The sequence below is a fragment of the Geodermatophilus sp. SYSU D00779 genome (genome assembly GCF_054050595.1).
Window position 1 is genome coordinate 33,874 of the sequence record NZ_JBJGZQ010000027.1, and the last position, 19,783, is coordinate 53,656.

A 19,783-nucleotide genomic window follows, 5' to 3' on the forward strand; every position below is an offset into this window, starting at 1 on the left:
ACTCGCTCCTCACCAGACGTAGGCGAGGACTTCCCCACCCACGCCCTTCTTGTTCGCCTGGCGGTCGGTCAGCAGCCCGGTCGAGGTGGAGATGATGGCCACCCCGAGGCCGCCGAGCACCTTCGGCAGCGCGTTGGACTTGGCGTACACCCGCAGACCGGGCTTGGAGACGCGCCGGACGCCGGCGATGCTCCGCTCACGGTTGGGGCCGTACTTGAGGTCCACCACCAGCTCCTTGCGGGTGGTGCCGTCCTTCTCGACCTCGTTGACGGTCCAGCCGGCGATGTAGCCCTCCTGCTGGAGGATCTCGGCGATGTGCGTCTTCAGCTTGGACGACGGCATGGTCGTGGAGTCGTGGTACGCCTGGTTGGCGTTCCGGATCCGCGTCAGCATGTCCGCGATCGGGTCGGTCATCGTCATGTCGGGTGTTGCCTCTCTCGCCGCGGTTCCTCGTGCGCCGGGTCTCGGGGACTCGGCGCGCGGGCCTCTCGGCGATCGGTGGTGCGTTAGTGAGTGGATGGGACGACCCCGCTGCAGGCCACCTCGTGGCCCGTCCCGGGTCCCGCCCTGAGCTCGCGAAGGGTGGGGAGGACGGGGTCCTCTTACTTCACCAGCTGGACTTGCTGACGCCCGGCAGCTCGCCGGCGTGCGCCATCTCCCGCAGGCAGATCCGGCACAGGCCGAACTTGCGGAAGACCGAGTGCGGGCGACCGCACCGCTGGCACCGGGTGTAGCCGCGGACCGCGAACTTCGGCTTGCGGGCCGCCTTGTTGATCAGCGCCTTCTTGGCCATGTGGGTGTCTCCTCCCCCGGCTCAGCGGGTGGTGGTGACGACGGGCTGGCCGGCGAACGGGAAGCCCAGCAGGCGGAGGAGCTCGCGACCCTCCTCGTCGTTCGTGGCGGTGGTGACCAGCGTGATGTCCATGCCGCGCGGACGGTCGATCTTGTCGACGTCGATCTCGCGGAACATCGACTGCTCGGTCAGGCCGAACGTGTAGTTGCCGTGACCGTCGAACTGCTTGGCGTTGAGGCCGCGGAAGTCACGGATGCGGGGCAGGGCCAGCGACAGCAGCCGGTCCAGGAACTCCCACATGCGGTCGCCGCGCAGGGTGACCTTCGCGCCGATCGGCATGCCCTCGCGCAGCTTGAACTGCGCGATGGACTTGCGGGCCCGGACGACGGCCGGCTTCTGCCCGGTGATGGCGGTCAGGTCGCGGACCGCGCCGTCCATCAGCTTGGCGTCGCGGGTGGCCTCGCCGACGCCCATGTTGACGACGATCTTGGTCAGCCGCGGGATCTGCATGACGTTCTCGTAGCCGAACTCGCTCTGCAGCGCCGGGACGATCTGGTCGCGGTAGTGGGCGAGCATGCGGGGCAGCTCACGGGTGGGTGCACTCATGGCGTCAGAGGTCCTTACCGGTGCGCCGCGAGACCCGGATGCTGCGGCCTTCCTCGTCCTTGCGGTAGCCGACCCGGGTCGGCTTGTCCTCGGAGTCGATCACCATCACGTTGCTCACGTGGATGGGAGCCTCCTGCGTGACGATCCCGCCCGACTGGGCACCACGCTGGTTGGAGCTGATCCGGGTGTGCTTCTTGACCCGGCCCACGCCCTCGACGAGGACCTTCTGCAGCTTCGGGTAGGCGGCGATCACCCGGCCCTTGGCGCCCTTGTCCTTGCCGGACAGCACCACGACGGTGTCGCCCTTCTTGACCTTCATCGACGGCGCCTTGGCCGTCGTGTCCTTCTTCGCAGCCATGGTCACAGCACCTCCGGAGCGAGCGAGATGATCCGCATGAAGCGCTTGTCGCGCAGCTCACGGCCCACCGGGCCGAAGATGCGCGTACCGCGCGGGTCGCCGCTGTCGCGGATGATGACGGCGGCGTTCTCGTCGAAGCGGATGTAGGAGCCGTCCGGACGACGACGCTCCTTCACCGTGCGGACGACGACGGCCTTGACGACGTCGCCCCGCTTGACCCCCGCACCGGGCAGCGCGTCCTTGACGGTGGCGACGATGACGTCGCCGATGCCCGCGTAGCGTCGCCCCGACCCGCCGAGCACCCGGATGCAGAGGATCTCCTTCGCACCGGTGTTGTCGGCGACCCGCAGTCGCGACTCCTGCTGGATCACGTCCTACTCCCTGATCTCAGTTGTGACAGCCGGGCCGGAACGGTGAACCGGCTGTCCGGTACCCACGTGCGGACGCACCGGCAGCGTCAGCCGCCGGTGCGTCCGAGCACGGGTACCGGGATGGGCGCGCACCCGTAGGGCGCGCCAGTCGTCCAGGGTACTCGCTCCTGGACCCGCCCCGGAGGGCGCCTCCGGTGGGGACCGCGTGGGCCCCCGGCCGGCCTACTTGGCCTTCTCGAGGACCTCGACCAGCCGCCACCGCTTGGTGGCCGACGTCGGCCGGGTCTCCATGATCTGCACGCGGTCACCGATGCCGGCGACCTGCTGCTCGTCGTGGGCCTTCAGCTTGCTGGTGCGACGGATGACCTTGCCGTAGAGGCCGTGCTTCACGCGGTCCTCGACCTCGACGACGATGGTCTTGTCCATCTTGTCGCTGACCACGAGGCCCTCGCGGACCTTGCGGTAGCCACGGCCGGCCAGGCCGGGGCCCGACGCGGCAGCAGTGTTCGACGTAGCCGCCGACTGGGGCTCGCTCATGCCACACCCTCGCTCGGGGCGACCGAGAGGCCCAGCTCGCGCTCGCGCATGATCGTGTAGATCCGGGCGATGTCGCGGCGGACGGTCTGCAGCCGCCGGTTGTTGTCCAGCTGACCGGTGGCCACCTGGAACCGCAGGTTGAACAGTTCTTCCTTCGACTCGCGCAGCCGCGTGGCGAGCTCCTCGGCGGAGAGCTCACGCAGCTCGGGAGCGGTCAGACCGGCGGCCATCACACCTCTCCTTCACGAGTGATGAAGCGGCACTTCATCGGCAGCTTGTGGATCGCGCGGCGCATCGCCTCGCGGGCCACCGGCTCGGCCACGCCCGACAGCTCGAACATGATCCGGCCCGGCTTGACGTTGGCGACCCACCACTCCGGCGAGCCCTTACCGGAACCCATGCGGGTCTCGGCCGGCTTCTTGGTGAGCGGGCGGTCCGGGTAGATGGAGATCCAGACCTTCCCGCCACGGCGGATGTGGCGGGTCATGGCGATACGAGCGGACTCGATCTGCCGGTTGGTCACGTACGCCGGCTCGAGCGCCTGGATGGCGTACTCGCCGAAGTTGATCTGGGTACCGCCCTTGGCACGACCCGAGCGGCTCGGGTGGTGCTGCTTGCGGTGCTTGACGCGCCGTGGGATCAGCACGTGTCAGCCCTCCGTGGGGTTCTGCGCGGCCGTGGTCTCGGCCGCAGCGGTGGCCTCGGGGCCGGCGGCGTCGGCGACGGACTGCTGGGCAGCGACCTCGCCGGAGGTCGCGGCCACCGCGCTGTCGGTGGTGTCGACGGCCGGGCCGGTCGAGGTCTCGGCGGCGGCGCGGCCGGCCTCGGTCCCGCCGGCGGTGGTGCCCGAGGAACCCGAGCGACGCGGCCGCTGCGAGCGCTCACGGCGCTGCTGCCGGGCGGCGAGGGCCTCGAGGGCCTCCCGCTCGGCACGGGAGCCGCTGACGTCGCCCTTGTAGATCCAGACCTTCACGCCGATGCGGCCGAAGGTGGTCCGGGCCTCGTAGATGCCGTAGTCGATGTTCGCCCGGAGGGTGTGCAGCGGCACGCGACCCTCGCGGTAGAACTCCGACCGGCTCATCTCGGTGCCACCCAGGCGACCGGAGCACTGCACCCGGATGCCCTTGACCTGCGGGCTGCGCTGGGCCGACTGCATGGCCTTGCGCATGGCGCGGCGGAAGCTGACCCGGCTGGAGAGCTGCTCGGCGACGCCCTGGGCGACCAGCTGCGCGTCGGCCTCGGGGTTCTTCACCTCGAGGATGTTCAGCTGCACCTGCTTGCCGGTGAGCTTCTCCAGCTCGCCGCGGATGCGGTCGGCCTCCGCGCCGCGGCGGCCGATGACGATGCCCGGCCGGGCGGTGTGGATGTCGACCCGGACCCGGTCGCGGGTGCGCTCGATCTCGACCTTGGAGATGCCGGCCCGCTCCATGCCCTTGGACATGAGCTTGCGGATCGCGACGTCTTCCTTGACGTAGTCCTTGTACAGCTTGTCGGCGTACCACCGGGACTTGTAGTCGGTGGTGATGCCCAGACGGAACCCGTGCGGGTTGACCTTCTGACCCACTAGCGGGTCCCTCCTCTCGTGTTGCTCTTCTGCTGCGCAGCCGGGCCGGACTGGCCGGTGCGGCGGCGGGCCGTGCGCGACTTGCCGGCGAGCTCGGTGCTGGAGGAGACCTCCGCGACCTCGACGGTGATGTGGCAGGTCCGCTTGTTGATGCGGTAGGCGCGGCCCTGGGCGCGCGGACGGATCCGCTTCAGGGTCGGGCCCTCGTCGACGTACGCCGCGCTGACGACCAGCGCCGCGGGGTCGAGCCGCAGGTTGTGCTCGGCGTTGGCGACCGCGCTGGCGACCACCTTGAGGACCGGCTCGCTGGCGGCCTGCGGCGCGTAGCGCAGCAGTGCCAGGGCCTCGTCGGTCGGCAGGTAGCGGATGAGGTCCACCACCCGGCGTGCCTTCATGGGGGTGACGCGGACGAACCGGGCGGTGGCCCGGGCGACCGGCGTCTCCTGTCCCAGCTGGGATGTCATGGGAATCTCTCTCTACCTGGTCAGCCGCGCCGGGACCGGCGGTCGTCCTTCACGTGCCCACGGAAGGTGCGGGTGGGGGCGAACTCGCCGAGCTTGTGCCCGACCATCGCCTCGGTCACGAAGACCGGCACGTGCTTGCGGCCGTCGTGGACGGCGATCGTGTGGCCGAGCATGTCCGGGATGATCGTCGAACGGCGCGACCAGGTCCGGATGACGTTCTTGGTGCCCTTGTCGTTCTGCGCGTCCACCTTCTTGAGCAGGTGGTCGTCGACGAACGGGCCCTTCTTGAGGCTGCGTGGCATGTCTGTCGGACTCCTCTACCCGCTCAGCGCTTCTTGTTGGTGCGCCGGCGGCGCACGATCAGGGCATCACTGGCCTTGCGCTTGCGCGTGCGGCCCTCCGGCTTGCCCTTCGGGTTCACCGGGTGGCGACCACCGGAGGTCTTGCCCTCACCACCGCCGTGCGGGTGGTCCACCGGGTTCATGGCGACACCGCGGACGGTCGGGCGCTTGCCCTTCCACCGCATGCGGCCGGCCTTGCCCCAGTTGATGTTCGACTGCTCGGCGTTGCCCACCTCGCCGACGGTCGCGCGGCAGCGGACGTCGACGTTGCGGATCTCGCCCGACGGCATGCGCAGCTGCGCCAGGCGGCCCTCACGGGCGACCAGCTGGACGCTGGTGCCGGCCGAACGGGCGATCTTGGCGCCGCCACCGGGCCGCAGCTCGATGGCGTGGACCACCGTGCCGACGGGGATGTTGCGCAGCGGCAGGTTGTTGCCCGGCTTGATGTCGGCCGAGGGGCCGCACTCCACCGTGTCGCCCTGCTTCAGCCGGGCCGGCGCGATGATGTAGCGCTTCTCGCCGTCGGCGAAGTGCAGCAGCGCGATGCGCGAGGTGCGGTTCGGGTCGTACTCGATGTGCGCGACCTTGGCCGGCACGCCGTCCTTGTCGGCCCGGCGGAAGTCGATGACCCGGTAGGCGCGCTTGTGCCCGCCGCCCTGGTGCCGCGCGGTGACCTTCCCGTGGACGTTGCGCCCGCCGCGACCGTGCAGCGGCCGGACCAGCGACTTCTCGGGATGGTCGCGGGTGACCTCGGCGAAGTCGGCGACGCTGGAGCCACGGCGGCCCGGCGTCGTCGGCTTGTACTTGCGGATAGCCATTGCTGACTCAGTTCCTCTGTCTCTGGTCCGATCGGTCGCGGCGCTCAGGCGCCGGGACCACCGAAGATCTCGATGCGGTCGCCGGGCGCCAGCGAGACGATGGCGCGCTTGGTGTCCTTGCGCTTGCCGAGCTTGTTGCCCCGGCTGCGCTTGCGCTTGCCCTGGCGGTTGACCGTGTTCACGCCGAGGACCTTCACGTTGAAGACCTGCTCGACCGCGATCTTGATCTGCGTCTTGTTGGCCTCGGGCAGGACGACGAACGTGTACTGGTTCTCGTCGAGCAGCCCGTAGCTCTTCTCCGAGATGACCGGGGACAGCAGGACGTCCCGGGGGTCGCGGACGCTCATGCCTTCTCCTCGGGGGTCGCGTCGGTGGTGCCGTCCTCGGTGGGCGGCGTGGCGTCGGCACCGGCGTTGGCGGCCTCGGCCTGCGCGACCGGAGCCGCGGCGGCCTCGGCGGCGGTGGCCGGAGCGGCCTCCTGCGGCGTGGCGGCCGTCGGCGCGGCCGTCCTCGCGGCGGACGTCGTCTCCGGGGCCGGCTCGGCGGGGCTCTCGCCCAGGTCGAGGTCGGTGGTGCCCTCGGCCGGCTGGATCGACGGGATGGCACCTGGCACGTCCGGCGTCGTCAGGTCGGGCTTGGCGACCTCGCGACCCCTGGCCGGCCCCGAGACGAACTCGGCGAGCGCGGCCTCGGTGAAGACCACCTCGTCGGCGACCAGCACGTCGTAGGTGTTGAGCTGGCCGGCCTCGAGCAGGTGCACCTGCGGCAGGTTGCGCAGGCTCACCCAGTTCAGCGTGTCGTCGCGGTCGAGGACCACGAGCACCCGCTTGGCCTGGGTGACCGACTGCAGGGTCGCCAGGGCGGCCTTGGTCCTGGGGGCGTCGCCGTCGACGAAGGTGCTGACCACGTGCACGCGGTTCTCGCGGGCCCGGTCGGAGAGGGCACCGCGCAGGGCGGCGGCCTTCATCTTCTTGGGGGTCTTCTGCGAGTAGTCGCGCGGCTGGGGGCCGTGGACGGTGCCACCGCCGGTGAACTGCGGTGCCCGGATCGAGCCCTGCCGCGCGCGGCCGGTGCCCTTCTGGCGGTAGGGCTTGATACCACCGCCGCTGACCTGGCCACGGGTCTTCGTCGCGTGCGTGCCCTGGCGCGCGGCGGCCAGCTGGGCCACCACGACCTGGTGCATCAGCGAGACGTTGGCCGACGCGTCGAAGAGCTCACCGGGCAGCGTGACGCTGCCGGAGGTCTCCCCCGCCGGGGTCCGGACGTCGACCTGCCGGTCGGTCCGGGTGCCGGTGGCCCCACCGGTGATGGACGTGGTCACTGGTTCTCACTCCCCACGGGCCCGCCCTTGACGGCCGAGCGGACGAGCACGAGGCCGCCCTTCGGGCCGGGGATCGCGCCCTTGATCAGCAGCAGCCCGCGCTCGACGTCCACCTTGTGCACGTTGAGCGACAGGGTCGTCGTCTTCACCGCGCCCATGCGGCCGGCCATGCGCAGGCCCTTGAACACGCGGCCGGGCGTCGAGGCCCCGCCGATGGAACCGGGCGACCGGTGCTTGCGCTGGGTACCGTGCGCGGCACCCAGACCGCGGAAGCCGTGCCGCTTCATGACACCGGCCGTGCCCTTGCCCTTGCTGGTGCCGATGACGTCGACCTTGGCCACGCCGTCGAAGACCTCGGCGGTCAGCTCCTGGCCGACCGTGTAGTCCGACGCGTCCTTCGTGCGCAGCTCCACCAGGTGGCGCCGCGGCGTCACGCCCGCCTTGGCGAAGTGCCCGCCCTCGGGCTTGTTCACCTTGCGCGGGTCGATCTCACCGAAGCCGAGCTGGACGGCGCTGTAGCCGTCGACCTCGGGGGTGCGCACCTGGGTCACCACACACGGGCCCGCCTTGACGACGGTCACCGGCACGATGCGGTTGTTCTCGTCGAAGACCTGGGTCATGCCCAGCTTCTCGCCGAGGAGACCACGGAATGTGCTCGCCATGTCTGCTGACTGCCCTTACTGGATGTTGACGTCGACCGAGGCCGGCAGGTCGATGCGCATGAGCGCGTCGACCGTCTTCGGCGTCGGGTCGAGGATGTCGATGAGGCGCTTGTGCGTGCGCATCTCGAAGTGCTCGCGCGAGTCCTTGTACTTGTGCGGCGAGCGGATGACGCAGTACACGTTCTTCTCCGTCGGCAGCGGCACCGGGCCGACGACGCGCGCACCGGTCTTGGTCACCGTGTCGACGATGCGCCGCGCCGAGGCGTCGATCGCCTCGTGGTCGTAGGCCTTCAGCCGGATGCGGATCTTCTGTCCCGCCATCGCTGTCTTCTGCTCCTGCCGATCGGTGTCTGTTCGTAGCTGGGGAACGCCGGGTGGTCCGGACCTCATCCGGTCTGGCCCCAGCGGGATGGGTGGCCGTGCCCACATGGCGCGGCCACCCGAGGACGGGCGGCGGCACAGGGGTGTGCCGCCGCCCGTCGGGGGTGTTACTTGATGATCTTGGTGACGCGACCGGCGCCGACGGTGCGGCCACCCTCACGGATGGCGAACCGCAGGCCCTCCTCCATGGCGATCGGCTGGATGAGCTCGACCGTCATCTCGGTGTTGTCGCCCGGCATGACCATCTCGGTGCCGGCCGGCAGGGTCACGACGCCCGTGACGTCCGTGGTCCGGAAGTAGAACTGCGGACGGTAGTTGTTGAAGAAGGGCGTGTGACGACCACCCTCGTCCTTCGAGAGGATGTAGACCGAACCCTCGAAGTTGGTGTGCGGGGTGATCGAACCCGGCTTCACGACGACCTGACCGCGCTCGACGTCCTCGCGCTTGATGCCGCGGAGCAGCAGACCCACGTTGTCGCCGGCCTGGCCCTGGTCGAGCAGCTTGCGGAACATCTCGACGCCGGTGACGGTGGTCTTGGTCGACGAGGGACGGATGCCGACGATCTCGACCTCCTCGTTCACCTTGACGATGCCGCGCTCCACGCGACCGGTGACGACGGTGCCGCGACCGGTGATGGTGAAGACGTCCTCGACCGGCATGAGGAAGGGCTTGTCGACCTCACGCTGCGGCTCGGGGATGGCGGTGTCGACGGCGTTCATCAGCTCCATGAGCTTGTCGCCCCACTCGGCGTCGCCCTCGAGCGCCTTGAGCGCCGAGACGCGCACCACGGGGACGTCGTCGCCCGGGAACTCGTACTCGGACAGCAGCTCACGGACCTCCAGCTCGACGAGCTCGAGGATCTCCTCGTCGTCGACCATGTCGGCCTTGTTGAGCGCCACGACGATGTAGGGGACGCCGACCTGGCGGGCCAGGAGGACGTGCTCCTTGGTCTGCGGCATCGGGCCGTCGGTGGCGGCCACCACCAGGATGGCGCCGTCCATCTGCGCCGCACCGGTGATCATGTTCTTGATGTAGTCGGCGTGCCCGGGGCAGTCGACGTGCGCGTAGTGACGGTTCTCCGTCTGGTACTCGACGTGGGCGATCGAGATCGTGATGCCGCGGGCCTTCTCCTCGGGCGCCTTGTCGATCTGGTCGAAGGCCGACGCCTCGTTGAGGTCCGGGTACTTGTCGTGCAGCACCTTGGTGATCGCCGCGGTCAGCGTGGTCTTGCCGTGGTCGATGTGCCCGATGGTGCCGATGTTGACGTGCGGCTTGGTCCGCTCGAACTTGGCCTTGGCCACTGGGTTCCTCTCCTCGTGGTGTCGCAGTCGTGCGCGAACTCTGGGGTGGGCTTGCTGGGGGCCGGGCGGGGACGTACCCCGCCCGGCGGGTCACTCGCCGGTCGCCTTGGCGATGATTTCCTTGGCGACGTTGGCCGGGACCTCGGCGTACGAGTCGAACACCATGGTGTAGCTCGCCCGCCCCTGGGTGCGGCTGCGCAGGTCGCCCACGTAGCCGAACATCTCCGAGAGCGGGACCAGGGCCCGGACGACGCGGGCGCCGGAGCGCTCCTCCATCGCCTGGATCATCCCGCGCCGGGAGTTCAGGTCGCCGATGACGTCACCCATGTAGTCCTCGGGCGTGACGACCTCGACGGCCATCATCGGCTCGAGCAGGGCCGGGCTGGCCTTGCGGGCGGCCTCCTTGAAGACCATCGAGCCGGCGATCTTGAAGGCCATCTCCGAGGAGTCGACCTCGTGGTACTGGCCGTCCACCAGGGTGGCCTTGACGCCCACGACGGGGTAGCCGGCGAGGATGCCGTACTGCATGGCGTCCTGGATGCCCTGGTCGACCGAGGGGATGTACTCCCGCGGGACGCGACCACCGGTGACGGCGTTCTCGAACTCGTAGGTCGCCGAGTCGCCGCTGATCTCGAGCGGCTCCAGGGTGACCTGGACCTTCGCGAACTGACCCGACCCACCGGTCTGCTTCTTGTGGGTGTAGTCGTACTTCTCGACGGCCTTGCGGATCGTCTCGCGGTAGGCGACCTGCGGCTTGCCGACGTTCGCCTCGACCTTGAACTCGCGCCGCATGCGGTCGACGAGGATCTCCAGGTGGAGCTCGCCCATGCCGGAGATGACCGTCTGGCCGGTCTCCTCGTCGAGGCGGACCTGGAAGGTCGGGTCCTCCTCGGCCAGCTTCTGGATGGCCGTGCCCAGCTTCTCCTGGTCGCTCTTGGTCTTCGGCTCGATGGCGACCGAGATGACCGGCGCGGGGAAGGTCATCGACTCCAGGATGACCGGGTTCTGCGGGTCGCAGAGGGTGTCACCCGTGGTCGTCTGCTTCAGGCCGACGACCGCGACGATCTGGCCGGCGCCCACGCCCTCGCGCTCCTCGCGCTTGTTGGCGTGCATCTGGTAGATCTTGCCGATCCGCTCCTTGCGGTCCTTGGTGCTGTTGAGCACCGGGGACCCGGAGGAGAGCTTGCCGGAGTACACGCGGACGTAGGTCAGCTTGCCGAGGTGCTGGTCGGTCTGGATCTTGAAGGCCAGCGCCGAGAACGGCTCGCTCTCGTCGGCGTGCCGGATGACCTCGGTCTCGCCGTCCAGCGCGGTGCCGACGATCGCCTCGATGTCCAGCGGGCTGGGCAGGTAGTCGACGACCGCGTCGAGCAGCGGCTGGACGCCCTTGTTCTTGAAGGCGGTGCCGGTGAGGACCGGGTTGACCTGCGCGGCGATGGTCGCCTTGCGGATCGCGGCCTTCAGGCGCTCGACGGAGATCTCCTCGCCGCCGAGGTAGGCCTCCATCAGCTCGTCGTCGGTCTCGGCGATGGTCTCGAGCAGCTTCTCGCGGTACTCGGCGGCCTGGTCGGCGAGGTCGGCCGGGATCTCCTCGACCGAGTAGTCCTCACCCATGGCGGTCTCGCCGCGCCAGGTCAGCGCACGCATCTGCACCAGGTCCACGACGCCGATGAAGTCGGCCTCGGCACCGATCGGCAGCTGCAGCACCAGCGGGTTGGCGCCCAGCCGCTCGACCATCATGTCGACGCAGCGGAAGAAGTTCGCGCCCGTGCGGTCGAGCTTGTTGACGAAGCACATGCGCGGGACGCCGTACTTCTCGGCCTGCCGCCACACCTGCTCGGTCTGCGGCTCCACACCGGCGACACCGTCGTAGACCGCGACGGCACCGTCGAGCACCCGCAGCGACCGCTCCACCTCGACGGTGAAGTCGACGTGCCCGGGGGTGTCGATGATGTTGATGTCGTAGCCGTTCCAGGAGCACTTCGTCGCGGCGGACGTGATGGTGATGCCGCGCTCCTGCTCCTGCTCCATCCAGTCCATCGTGGCCGCGCCGTCGTGGACCTCACCGATCTTGTAGTTGATACCGGTGTAGAAGAGGATGCGCTCGGTCGTCGTGGTCTTGCCGGCGTCGATGTGCGCCATGATCCCGATGTTGCGGGTCTTGGCGAGCTGGGCCGCGTTGGTGGCCATCCGTCTCTCCTCTTTGGTTCGGGTCCGCGTGCGGGTGTCCGGGTGGTGGCCCGGGACACCCGCCGGCCGCGGGGGCTGGCGGAGCCAGCCGGTGTGGCACTTACCAGCGGTAGTGCGCGAAGGCCTTGTTGGACTCGGCCATCTTGTGGGTGTCCTCGCGACGCTTGACCGCGGCTCCCAGACCGTTGCTCGCGTCGAGCAGCTCGTTCATCAGGCGCTCGGTCATCGTCTTCTCGCGACGGGCCCGGCTGTACTGGATCAGCCAGCGCAGGCCGAGGGTGGTGCTGCGCGAGGCGCGGACCTCGACCGGGACCTGGTAGGTCGCACCACCGACGCGGCGGCTGCGGACCTCGAGGGCCGGCTTGACGTTGTCCAGCGCGCGCTTGAGCGTGACCACCGGGTCGGTGTCGGTCTTGGCGCGGCAGCCCTCGAGGGCGCCGTAGACGATCGCCTCGGCGACCGAGCGCTTACCGTCGACGAGCACCTTGTTGACCAGCTGGGTCACCAGCGGCGACTGGTACACCGGGTCGGCGACCAGCGGGCGGCGCGGTGCGGGGCCCTTGCGCGGCATGTCAGCTCTTCTCCTTCTTCGCGCCGTACCGGCTGCGAGCCTGCTTGCGGTTGCGGACACCCTGGGTGTCGAGCGAGCCGCGGATGATCTTGTAGCGCACGCCGGGGAGGTCCTTCACGCGACCGCCGCGCACGAGCACCATCGAGTGCTCCTGCAGGTTGTGGCCGACGCCCGGGATGTAGGCGGTCACCTCGATGCCACTGGTGAGGCGGACGCGAGCGACCTTGCGCAGCGCCGAGTTCGGCTTCTTCGGCGTCGTCGTGTACACGCGGGTGCACACCCCACGACGCTGAGGGGAGCCCTTCAGCGCCGGGGTCTTGGTCTTCTCGACCTTGTCCTCGCGGCCCTTGCGGACCAGCTGGTTGATCGTGGGCATGGGTGGCCTGGATCTCCTACCTGCGCTGGGTCGTGCTGTGGACGGTGCTTCGCTGTGCCGGGTGCCGGTCCTGCCGGGGTCGTACCCGTCTCCGGCCGTGGTGCACCACCGGTCCCCGCGGTCGGGCGTGTCGCCGTTCCCAGGACCGGCCGGCGGTTGGAACCGGATCGGTCGCCCCCCGCGACTCGGCGCCACCACCTGTCGGCAGGCGCACCGCGAACGGGAGCAGGCCCAGGGCACCCTGGGCACGGCTGACCACGATACCCGCGTGCCGGAGACCGGTCAAAGCCGGGTCCGTCACGGCTCGGCGGGCGGGGTCGAGCCCTCTCCACCGGGGTACGCGGGGGTCAACGCCGTCCGGTGACCCGGTGTTCCCGGGCCCGGTGGGCGGACCCGGTGCGGGCCGGGGTGGCGCGACTGTAGCGGTTCCGGCCGTTCGCGGGGCTCGTCGCCGGACCGACACCCCGGCCGTCCAGGACTGTCGTACCCCGGCCCTACGGTCGGTGCCAGGACGCCCACCCAGCGCAACCGGAGGATCCCCGTGCACGTCGACCTCGCCCGCGAGCTGAAGGCCCACCTGTCGGCCCGGCTGGCCCGCTCCGGCGGGACGGTGACGGCCAGGGACGCCGGCGGACAGCCGTGGGCGTGCCCGGCCCTGGGGCTGGCGCCCGTCGGCCCGGACCAGGCGCACCTGGCCATCCGGCTGGCGGCGAAGGAGGACGCCGACGTCCTCCTGTCCGGGCTGGACGACGCGGTGCTCGCCGAGGTCGACGTCCGCGTCATCGGCACGGTCCGGGCGCTGACCGCCCCGACGCCGGAGGAGCTCCAGCGGCACACCCGGCCGCTCGTCCCCGGCCTGTCGGTGGCCCACCCGACGGTCACGGCCGGGACGCTCGGGGGCTTCGTCCGGGTGGGCGGGCGGCTGGCGATCCTGTCCAACAACCACGTGCTGGCCGCCGGCGACGCCGCCGCGGTGGGCGACCCGGTCCTGCAGCCCGGCCCGGCCGACGGCGGGGACCCGACGACCGACCGGGTGGCCACCCTGACGGCGTTCGAGCGGTTCACCGCCGACCGGGCCAACCGGGTGGACGCGGCGGTGGCCGTCGTCGACGCCGAGGTGCCGCTGGAGCCGGGCAGGCTCCCCGGCGGACCGCTGGGGGCCGACCCCGTCGAGGTGGACGACGTCGAGCCCGACGAGCAGGTGGAGAAGGTCGGACGCACCACCGGGTACACGCTGGGGAGGGTCAGCGCCGTGGAGGTCGACGGCGTGGCCGTGCAGTACGACCGGGGTCTCTACACCTTCGACGACCAGATCGAGGTCGACGGCGTCGCGGGGGCCTTCAGCGCCGGCAGCGACAGCGGCGCGGTGATCTGGCGCAGCGCCGACCGCGCGCCTCTCGGCCTGCTCTTCGCGGGCAGCGAGACGGGCGGGCGCACCGGTGGCGGGGTCACCTTCGCCAACCCCCTGGCCACCGTGCTGTCGGTCCTGGACCTCCAGTGGGTCCCCTCCTGACCTGACGACCCTGCAGGGCGCCGCCGCGAGCCTGCGAGCGGCGGGGGCAAGGGTCCTTCTGGCAAGGGTCCTCTTACTGTTCTCCGACCACTCGACAGGGCACCATGGGTGCATGACCGACCGCGCGTCCGCTCGAGCCGCCAAGAGCGCCCTCAGCCACCGCCTGGCGGCCGACCCGGGCGTCGTCGGTGTCGGGCTGGCCCGGCGGGACAGCGGCTACGTCGTGAAGGTGGACCTGGCCGACGCGCACGCCGCCGAGCGCGTGCCCGGGGACGTCGACGGCGTCCGTGTGGTGACCGAGGTCGTCGGGGTCGTCCGGCCGCTCTGAGAGGCCCCCTCCTCCCCATCCCTCACGAGCTCGGGGCGGTGCCCCGGAGAGGGCCGATAGCGTGCACCGAGGCGCCGACGAGGGCGCCGCGGGACGACGGGAGTGGACGTGCGCATCGGCATCCAGGCCAGCTACAGCGGGGGGTTCCGCGAGACCGCCGCGGAGATCCGCGAGCTCGAGTCGGCGGGGCTCGACCTCGCGACCGTCGCGGAGGTCTACACCTTCGACGCCGTCAGCCAGCTGGGCTACCTGGCCGCGGTGACCGAGCGCGTCGAGCTGATGAGCGGGATCTTCCCGATCTACAGCCGCACCCCCGCCCTGACCGCCATGACGGCCGCGGGGCTGGACTTCGTGTCCGGCGGCCGCTTCACCCTCGGGCTGGGCGCCTCCGGGCCCCAGGTGATCGAGGGCTGGCACGGCGTCCCCTACGACGCCCCCCTGCAGCGCACCCGTGAGGTCGTGGAGATCTGCCGGCAGGTGTGGCGGCGGGAGCGGCTGGTCCACGAGGGCCCCAAGTACACGATCCCGCTGCCGGCCGAGCAGGGCACCGGGCTGGGCAAGCCGCTCAAGCTCATCAACACCCCGGTGCGCGACCGGATCCCGGTCATGCTGGCGGCCCTCGGCCCCAAGAACGTCGAGCTGGCCGCCGAGATCGCCGAGGCGTGGGAGCCGATCTTCTTCATGCCGGAGAGGGCGGGCGCCGTCTGGGGGGACTCACTGGCCGCCGGGAGGGCCAAGCGGGACCCGGCGCTGGGCGACCTGCAGGTCGTCGTGGGCGTCCCGGTCGCCATCGGGGACGACGTCGACCCGATGCTGGAGCAGGTGCGCCCCCAGCTGGCCCTCTACATCGGCGGCATGGGCGCCCGCGGCAAGAACTTCTACAACGACCTCGCCCGGCGCTACGGCTACGAGGACGAGGCCCGCACCATCCAGGACCTCTACCTCGACGGCAGGAAGGACGAGGCGGCCGCCGCCGTCCCCGAGGAGCTGGTGCGAGCGGTCTCCCTCGTCGGCCCGGAGTCCTACGTCGCCGAGCGGGTGGCAGCCTTCCGCGAGGCGGGGGTGACCACGCTCGTGCTGCAGCCCCTCGACGGCAGCCCCGAGGGTCGGCTCCGCACCGTCGAGACCATGCGCAAGATTGCCGACCGCTGAGGACAGCTGGTTCCGTCACGTGACGGATGAGCGCCGATGGCGAGGCGCCGCCGTCCTGGCTCACTCCCCCGGCTCCGGGCTCACGACCGGTGCTGAGCGCGGAGCCGGGAGGATCAGCTGAGCTGATCACCGAGAGCACCGGACAGCGCAGAGGGCCCCGCAGGTCTCGTCGACCTGCGGGGCCCTCTCGTCACTGCCTACCGGGAGCTCAGCCCCGCCAGTCGTACTCCTCCAGGCGCACGGCCTCGCCGCTGCCCTGACCGAAGACGTCGGGGCTGTAGTACTGCCCGTCGTCGTACCCGGCCATCGTGTAGACGGCGGCGCGGGCCTCCTCGGTCGGCTCGACCGTGATGTTCCGGTAGCGGCTGATGCCGGTACCGGCCGGGATCAGCTTCCCGATGATCACGTTCTCCTTCAGGCCGAGCAGGCTGTCGCTCTTGCCCTGGATCGCGGCGTCGGTGAGCACCTTGGTCGTCTCCTGGAAGGAGGCGGCCGACAGCCACGACTCGGTCGCGAGCGAGGCCTTGGTGATGCCCATGAGCACCGGGCGGGCCGAGGCCGGCTCGCCGCCCTCGGCGACGACCCGTCGGTTCTCGGTCTCGAACAGCGTCCGCTCGACCAGCGCACCGGGCAGGAACTCCGTCGCGCCCGAGTCGATGATGGTCACCCGCTTGAGCATCTGCCGGATGATCACCTCGATGTGCTTGTCGTGGATCGACACGCCCTGGCTGCGGTAGACCTCCTGGACCTCGCGGACCAGGTGCAGCTGCACCTCGCGCGGGCCCATGATCCGCAGCACCTCGTGCGGGTCGACCGCACCCTCGGTGAGCTGCTCGCCGACCTCGACGTGGCCGCCGTCCTCGACCCGCAGCCGCGAGCGACGCGACAGCTTGTCGTAGACGACCTCGTCGGAGCCGTCGTCCGGGGTGATGGTGAGCTTGCGGAACTGCTCGCCGTCCTCGATGCGGACGGTGCCGGCCAGCTCGGCGATCGGGGCCTTGCCCTTGGGGACGCGGGCCTCGAAGAGCTCCACCACACGCGGCAGACCGTGGGTGATGTCCTCACCCGCGACACCACCGGTGTGGAAGGTGCGCATCGTCAGCTGGGTGCCGGGCTCACCGATCGACTGGGCGGCGATGATGCCGACCGCCTCGCCGACGTCCACCAGCTTGCCGGTCGCGAGCGACCGGCCGTAGCAGGTGGCGCAGGTGCCAAGCAGCGACTCGCAGGTCAGGACGCAGCGGACCTTGACCTCCGAGACACCCGCCTCGACCAGCTGGCTGATCAGGACGTCGCCGAGGTCGGACCCGGCCTGGGCGATCAGCGTGCCGTCCTCGGCCGTCACGTCGGCGGCCAGAGCGCGGGCGTAGACGCTGGTCTCCGCGTGCGGGTCACGGGTGAGCACGCCGTCGACCGAGGTGGCGATCGGCATGATCACGCCGCGGTCGGTGCCGCAGTCCTCCTCGCGGATGATGACGTCCTGCGAGACGTCGACCAGCCGGCGGGTGAGGTACCCGGAGTCCGCGGTCCGCAGCGCGGTGTCGGCCAGACCCTTGCGGGCACCGTGCGTGGAGATGAAGTACTCCAGCACGGACAGACCCTCCCGGAAGTTGGCCTTGATCGGCCGCGGGATGATCTCGCCCTTCGGGTTGGCGACCAGACCACGCATACCGGCGATCTGGCTGATCTGCATCATGTTGCCTCGGGCGCCCGAGTTGACCATGACCCAGACCGGGTTGGTGGTCGGGAAGTTGTCCACCATCGCCTGGCTGACCTCGGCCCGCGCGCGGGTCCAGATCTCGATCAGCTCGCCACGACGCTCGGCGTCGGTGATGACACCACGCTCGTACTGGCGCTCGATCTGCCGGGCCTCGTTCTCGTGCCGGTCGAGGATCTCCTGCTTGGCCGGCGGGGTCACCACGTCGTCGATGGCGATCGTGACGCCCGAGCGGGTGGCCCAGCGGAAGCCGGCCGACTTGAGGGCGTCCAGCGTCGCCGCGACCTGCACCTTGGGGTAGCGCTCGGCGAGGTCGTTGACGATCGCGCCGAGCTCCTTCTTCGGCACCTGGTAGTTGACGAAGCGGTAGTCCTCGGGCAGGGCCTCGTTGAACAGCACCCGGCCCAGGCTGGTCTCGACCAGCGCCGGCGCACCCGGGGTCCAGTCCTCGGGCTGCTCCCACGCGGGGTTCACCTTGCCGTTGTCGACGCCGAACACCTCGTCGAGGCGGATCAGCGCCCGCTCCTGCAGACCCAGCGCACCCTTGTCGAAGGCCATGATCGCCTCGGCGGTGGAGCCGTAGGCCGCCGGCGTGCCGCCGTCGGCCTCGTGCCGGCTCGGCACCAGGGTGGTCAGGTGGTACAGGCCCAGCACCATGTCCTGGGTCGGAGCGGTGATCGGGCGACCGTCGGCCGGCGACAGGATGTTGTTGGACGACAGCATCAGGATCCGGGCCTCGGCCTGCGCCTCGGCCGACAGCGGCAGGTGCACCGCCATCTGGTCGCCGTCGAAGTCGGCGTTGAACGCGGTGCAGACCAGCGGGTGGATCTGGATGGCCTTGCCCTCGACCAGCTGCGGCTCGAAGGCCTGGATGCCCAGGCGGTGCAGCGTCGGTGCCCGGTTCAGCAGCACCGGGTGCTCGGTGATGACCTCCTCGAGCACGTCCCACACGACCGGCCGCGCGCGCTCCACCATCCGCTTGGCGGACTTGATGTTCTGCGCGTGGTTGAGGTCGACCAGCCGCTTCATGACGAAGGGCTTGAACAGCTCCAGCGCCATCTGCTTGGGCAGGCCGCACTGGTGCAGCTTCAGCTGCGGGCCGACGACGATGACCGAACGGCCGGAGTAGTCGACGCGCTTGCCGAGCAGGTTCTGGCGGAACCGGCCCTGCTTGCCCTTCAGCAGGTCGGACAGCGACTTCAGCGGGCGGTTGCCCGGGCCGGTGACCGGCCGGCCGCGGCGGCCGTTGTCGAACAGCGCGTCCACGGACTCCTGCAGCATCCGCTTCTCGTTGTTCACGATGATCTCGGGCGCGCCGAGGTCGAGCAGCCGCTTGAGCCGGTTGTTCCGGTTGATGACCCGGCGGTACAGGTCGTTCATGTCGCTGGTGGCGAAGCGGCCACCGTCGAGCTGCACCATCGGGCGCAGGTCCGGCGGGATGACCGGCACGCAGTCGAGCACCATGCCCATGGGCGAGTTGCGCGTCTGCTGGAACGCCGCGACGACCTTGAGCCGCTTGAGGGCCCGCAGCTTGCGCTGGCCCTTGCCGCTGCGGATGGTCTCGCGCAGCGAGGCGGCCTCGGCGTCGAGGTCGAAGTCGGCGAGCAGCTTCTGCAGCGCCGCGGCACCCATGCCGCCCTCGAAGTACTCACCGAAGCGGTCGCGCAGCTCGCGGTAGAGGCCCTCGTCGGCGATGAGCTGCTTGACCTCGAGCTTGCGGAAGGTGTCGAGCACCTCCTCGAGGCGGTCGATCTCCCGCTGGGCGCGGTCGCGCAGCTGGCGCATCTCGCGCTCGCCGCCCTCGCGCACCTTGCGGCGGACGTCGGACTTGGCGCCCTCGGCCTCGAGCTCGGCGAGGTCGGCCTCCAGCTTCTGCTGGCGGGCCTCCACGTCGGCGTCGCGGCGGCTCTCGAGGTTGTGCTTCTCCGCGCTGATCTCGGCCTCGATGGTCGGGAGGTCGCGGTGGCGCGTCTCGTCGTCGACCGAGGTGATCAGGTAGGCGGCGAAGTAGATGATCTTCTCGAGGTCCTTGGGCGCCAGGTCGAGCAGGTAGCCCAGGCGCGAGGGGACGCCCTTGAAGAACCAGATGTGGGTGACCGGCGCGGCCAGCTCGATGTGGCCCATCCGCTCACGCCGCACCTTGGCGCGGGTCACCTCGACGCCGCAGCGCTCGCAGATGATGCCCTTGAAGCGGACGCGCTTGTACTTGCCGCAGTAGCACTCCCAGTCCCGGGTGGGACCGAAGATCTTCTCGCAGAAGAGACCGTCCTTCTCCGGACGCAGCGTCCGGTAGTTGATGGTCTCGGGCTTCTTCACCTCACCGTGCGACCACTGACGGATGTCGTCGCCGCTGGCCAGGCCGATGCGGAGCTCGTCGAAGAAGTTGACGTCGAGCACTGAGTGGACCCCTTTCCCGGGG

24 protein-coding genes are annotated in these 19,783 nt (G+C 70.3%); 3 read left to right on the forward strand and 21 right to left on the reverse strand.

Going from position 1 to position 19,783, the window contains the following annotated elements:
* Positions 1–9 precede the first annotated feature (9 nt).
* From rpsH to rpsL, 20 genes are all read right to left on the reverse strand, one after another.
* Positions 10–414 (reverse strand): 30S ribosomal protein S8, encoded by a 405-nt coding sequence (gene rpsH / locus ACI79G_RS19705; RefSeq protein ID WP_448617472.1) that lies wholly within the window; start codon positions 412–414, stop codon positions 10–12.
* Between the two features lie 193 nt (positions 415–607).
* Entirely contained in the window at positions 608–793 is a 186-nt protein-coding gene (locus ACI79G_RS19710; protein WP_012950469.1) for a type Z 30S ribosomal protein S14, read from the reverse strand.
* 21 nt (positions 794–814) lie between these two features.
* Positions 815–1,399: a 50S ribosomal protein L5 gene (rplE, locus tag ACI79G_RS19715; RefSeq protein ID WP_456882782.1), complete on the reverse strand. Its 585-nt coding sequence runs from the start codon at positions 1,397–1,399 to the stop codon at positions 815–817.
* A gap of 4 nt (positions 1,400–1,403) precedes the next feature.
* Complete coding sequence (gene rplX, locus ACI79G_RS19720; protein ID WP_425284244.1) at positions 1,404–1,757, reverse strand: 50S ribosomal protein L24; 354 nt, start codon at positions 1,755–1,757, stop codon at positions 1,404–1,406.
* Positions 1,758–1,759: 2 nt separating this feature from the next.
* Positions 1,760–2,128 carry a 50S ribosomal protein L14 gene (gene rplN, locus ACI79G_RS19725; RefSeq protein WP_012950472.1) on the reverse strand — a complete coding sequence of 123 codons (369 nt, stop codon included), beginning with the start codon at positions 2,126–2,128 and terminating at the stop codon, positions 1,760–1,762.
* 222 nt (positions 2,129–2,350) lie between these two features.
* Positions 2,351–2,665, reverse strand: a complete 315-nt coding sequence (rpsQ, locus tag ACI79G_RS19730; RefSeq protein WP_342705390.1) for a 30S ribosomal protein S17 — start codon at positions 2,663–2,665, stop codon at positions 2,351–2,353.
* Positions 2,662–2,895 (reverse strand): 50S ribosomal protein L29, encoded by a 234-nt coding sequence (gene rpmC / locus ACI79G_RS19735; RefSeq protein ID WP_091213403.1) that lies wholly within the window; start codon positions 2,893–2,895, stop codon positions 2,662–2,664. The genes rpsQ and rpmC overlap by 4 nt, the downstream gene beginning before the upstream one ends.
* Complete coding sequence (gene rplP, locus ACI79G_RS19740) at positions 2,895–3,311, reverse strand: 50S ribosomal protein L16 (RefSeq protein WP_091213405.1); 417 nt, start codon at positions 3,309–3,311, stop codon at positions 2,895–2,897. The genes rpmC and rplP overlap by 1 nt, the downstream gene beginning before the upstream one ends.
* 3 nt (positions 3,312–3,314) lie before the next feature.
* Positions 3,315–4,229, reverse strand: coding sequence for a 30S ribosomal protein S3 (gene rpsC / locus ACI79G_RS19745; protein WP_456882783.1), 915 nt, complete (start codon positions 4,227–4,229; stop codon positions 3,315–3,317).
* On the reverse strand, positions 4,229–4,693 hold the full coding sequence (gene rplV, locus ACI79G_RS19750; RefSeq protein ID WP_091213408.1) for a 50S ribosomal protein L22: 465 nt from the start codon (positions 4,691–4,693) through the stop codon (positions 4,229–4,231). Before rplV ends, rpsC begins: the two co-directional genes overlap by 1 nt.
* A 20-nt stretch (positions 4,694–4,713) precedes the next feature.
* The gene (rpsS, locus tag ACI79G_RS19755) at positions 4,714–4,995 is read right to left on the reverse strand and encodes a 30S ribosomal protein S19 (RefSeq protein WP_012950478.1); all 282 of its coding nucleotides are present in this window, start codon (positions 4,993–4,995) and stop codon (positions 4,714–4,716) included.
* A gap of 23 nt (positions 4,996–5,018) precedes the next feature.
* Complete coding sequence (gene rplB, locus ACI79G_RS19760) at positions 5,019–5,852, reverse strand: 50S ribosomal protein L2 (protein ID WP_091213410.1); 834 nt, start codon at positions 5,850–5,852, stop codon at positions 5,019–5,021.
* Between the two features lie 44 nt (positions 5,853–5,896).
* On the reverse strand, positions 5,897–6,199 hold the full coding sequence (gene rplW, locus ACI79G_RS19765; protein ID WP_091213413.1) for a 50S ribosomal protein L23: 303 nt from the start codon (positions 6,197–6,199) through the stop codon (positions 5,897–5,899).
* Entirely contained in the window at positions 6,196–7,173 is a 978-nt protein-coding gene (gene rplD, locus ACI79G_RS19770; protein ID WP_456882784.1) for a 50S ribosomal protein L4, read from the reverse strand. Before rplD ends, rplW begins: the two co-directional genes overlap by 4 nt.
* Positions 7,170–7,835, reverse strand: coding sequence for a 50S ribosomal protein L3 (gene rplC / locus ACI79G_RS19775; protein ID WP_091213417.1), 666 nt, complete (start codon positions 7,833–7,835; stop codon positions 7,170–7,172). The genes rplD and rplC overlap by 4 nt, the downstream gene beginning before the upstream one ends.
* Positions 7,836–7,850: 15 nt before the next feature.
* Positions 7,851–8,156, reverse strand: coding sequence for a 30S ribosomal protein S10 (gene rpsJ / locus ACI79G_RS19780; protein WP_014742859.1), 306 nt, complete (start codon positions 8,154–8,156; stop codon positions 7,851–7,853).
* Between the two features lie 167 nt (positions 8,157–8,323).
* Positions 8,324–9,517 carry an elongation factor Tu gene (tuf, locus tag ACI79G_RS19785; RefSeq protein WP_448617468.1) on the reverse strand — a complete coding sequence of 398 codons (1,194 nt, stop codon included), beginning with the start codon at positions 9,515–9,517 and terminating at the stop codon, positions 8,324–8,326.
* A 90-nt stretch (positions 9,518–9,607) separates the two neighbouring features.
* A complete protein-coding gene (gene fusA, locus ACI79G_RS19790; RefSeq protein WP_456882785.1) occupies positions 9,608–11,707 on the reverse strand; it encodes an elongation factor G in 2,100 nt (699 codons plus the stop codon).
* 100 nt (positions 11,708–11,807) lie between these two features.
* A complete protein-coding gene (rpsG, locus tag ACI79G_RS19795; RefSeq protein WP_091213426.1) occupies positions 11,808–12,278 on the reverse strand; it encodes a 30S ribosomal protein S7 in 471 nt (156 codons plus the stop codon).
* A gap of 1 nt (position 12,279) precedes the next feature.
* Positions 12,280–12,654 carry a 30S ribosomal protein S12 gene (rpsL, locus tag ACI79G_RS19800; RefSeq protein ID WP_012950487.1) on the reverse strand — a complete coding sequence of 125 codons (375 nt, stop codon included), beginning with the start codon at positions 12,652–12,654 and terminating at the stop codon, positions 12,280–12,282.
* Positions 12,655–13,195: 541 nt separating this feature from the next.
* On the opposite strand from rpsL, the gene ACI79G_RS19805 reads away from it, so the two are divergent.
* The 3 genes from ACI79G_RS19805 to ACI79G_RS19815 all read left to right on the forward strand — a co-directional run bounded on the left by ACI79G_RS19805 (position 13,196) and on the right by ACI79G_RS19815 (position 15,647).
* On the forward strand, positions 13,196–14,167 hold the full coding sequence (locus ACI79G_RS19805; RefSeq protein WP_456882786.1) for a hypothetical protein: 972 nt from the start codon (positions 13,196–13,198) through the stop codon (positions 14,165–14,167).
* 112 nt (positions 14,168–14,279) lie between these two features.
* Complete coding sequence (locus ACI79G_RS19810; RefSeq protein WP_072919054.1) at positions 14,280–14,495, forward strand: hypothetical protein; 216 nt, start codon at positions 14,280–14,282, stop codon at positions 14,493–14,495.
* A 108-nt stretch (positions 14,496–14,603) separates the two neighbouring features.
* Entirely contained in the window at positions 14,604–15,647 is a 1,044-nt protein-coding gene (locus tag ACI79G_RS19815) for an LLM class F420-dependent oxidoreductase (protein WP_456882787.1), read from the forward strand.
* Between the two features lie 208 nt (positions 15,648–15,855).
* Here the strand turns inward: ACI79G_RS19815 and ACI79G_RS19820 are convergent, their stop codons facing one another.
* Entirely contained in the window at positions 15,856–19,761 is a 3,906-nt protein-coding gene (locus tag ACI79G_RS19820; RefSeq protein ID WP_456882788.1) for a DNA-directed RNA polymerase subunit beta', read from the reverse strand.
* Positions 19,762–19,783: the final 22 nt, after the last annotated feature.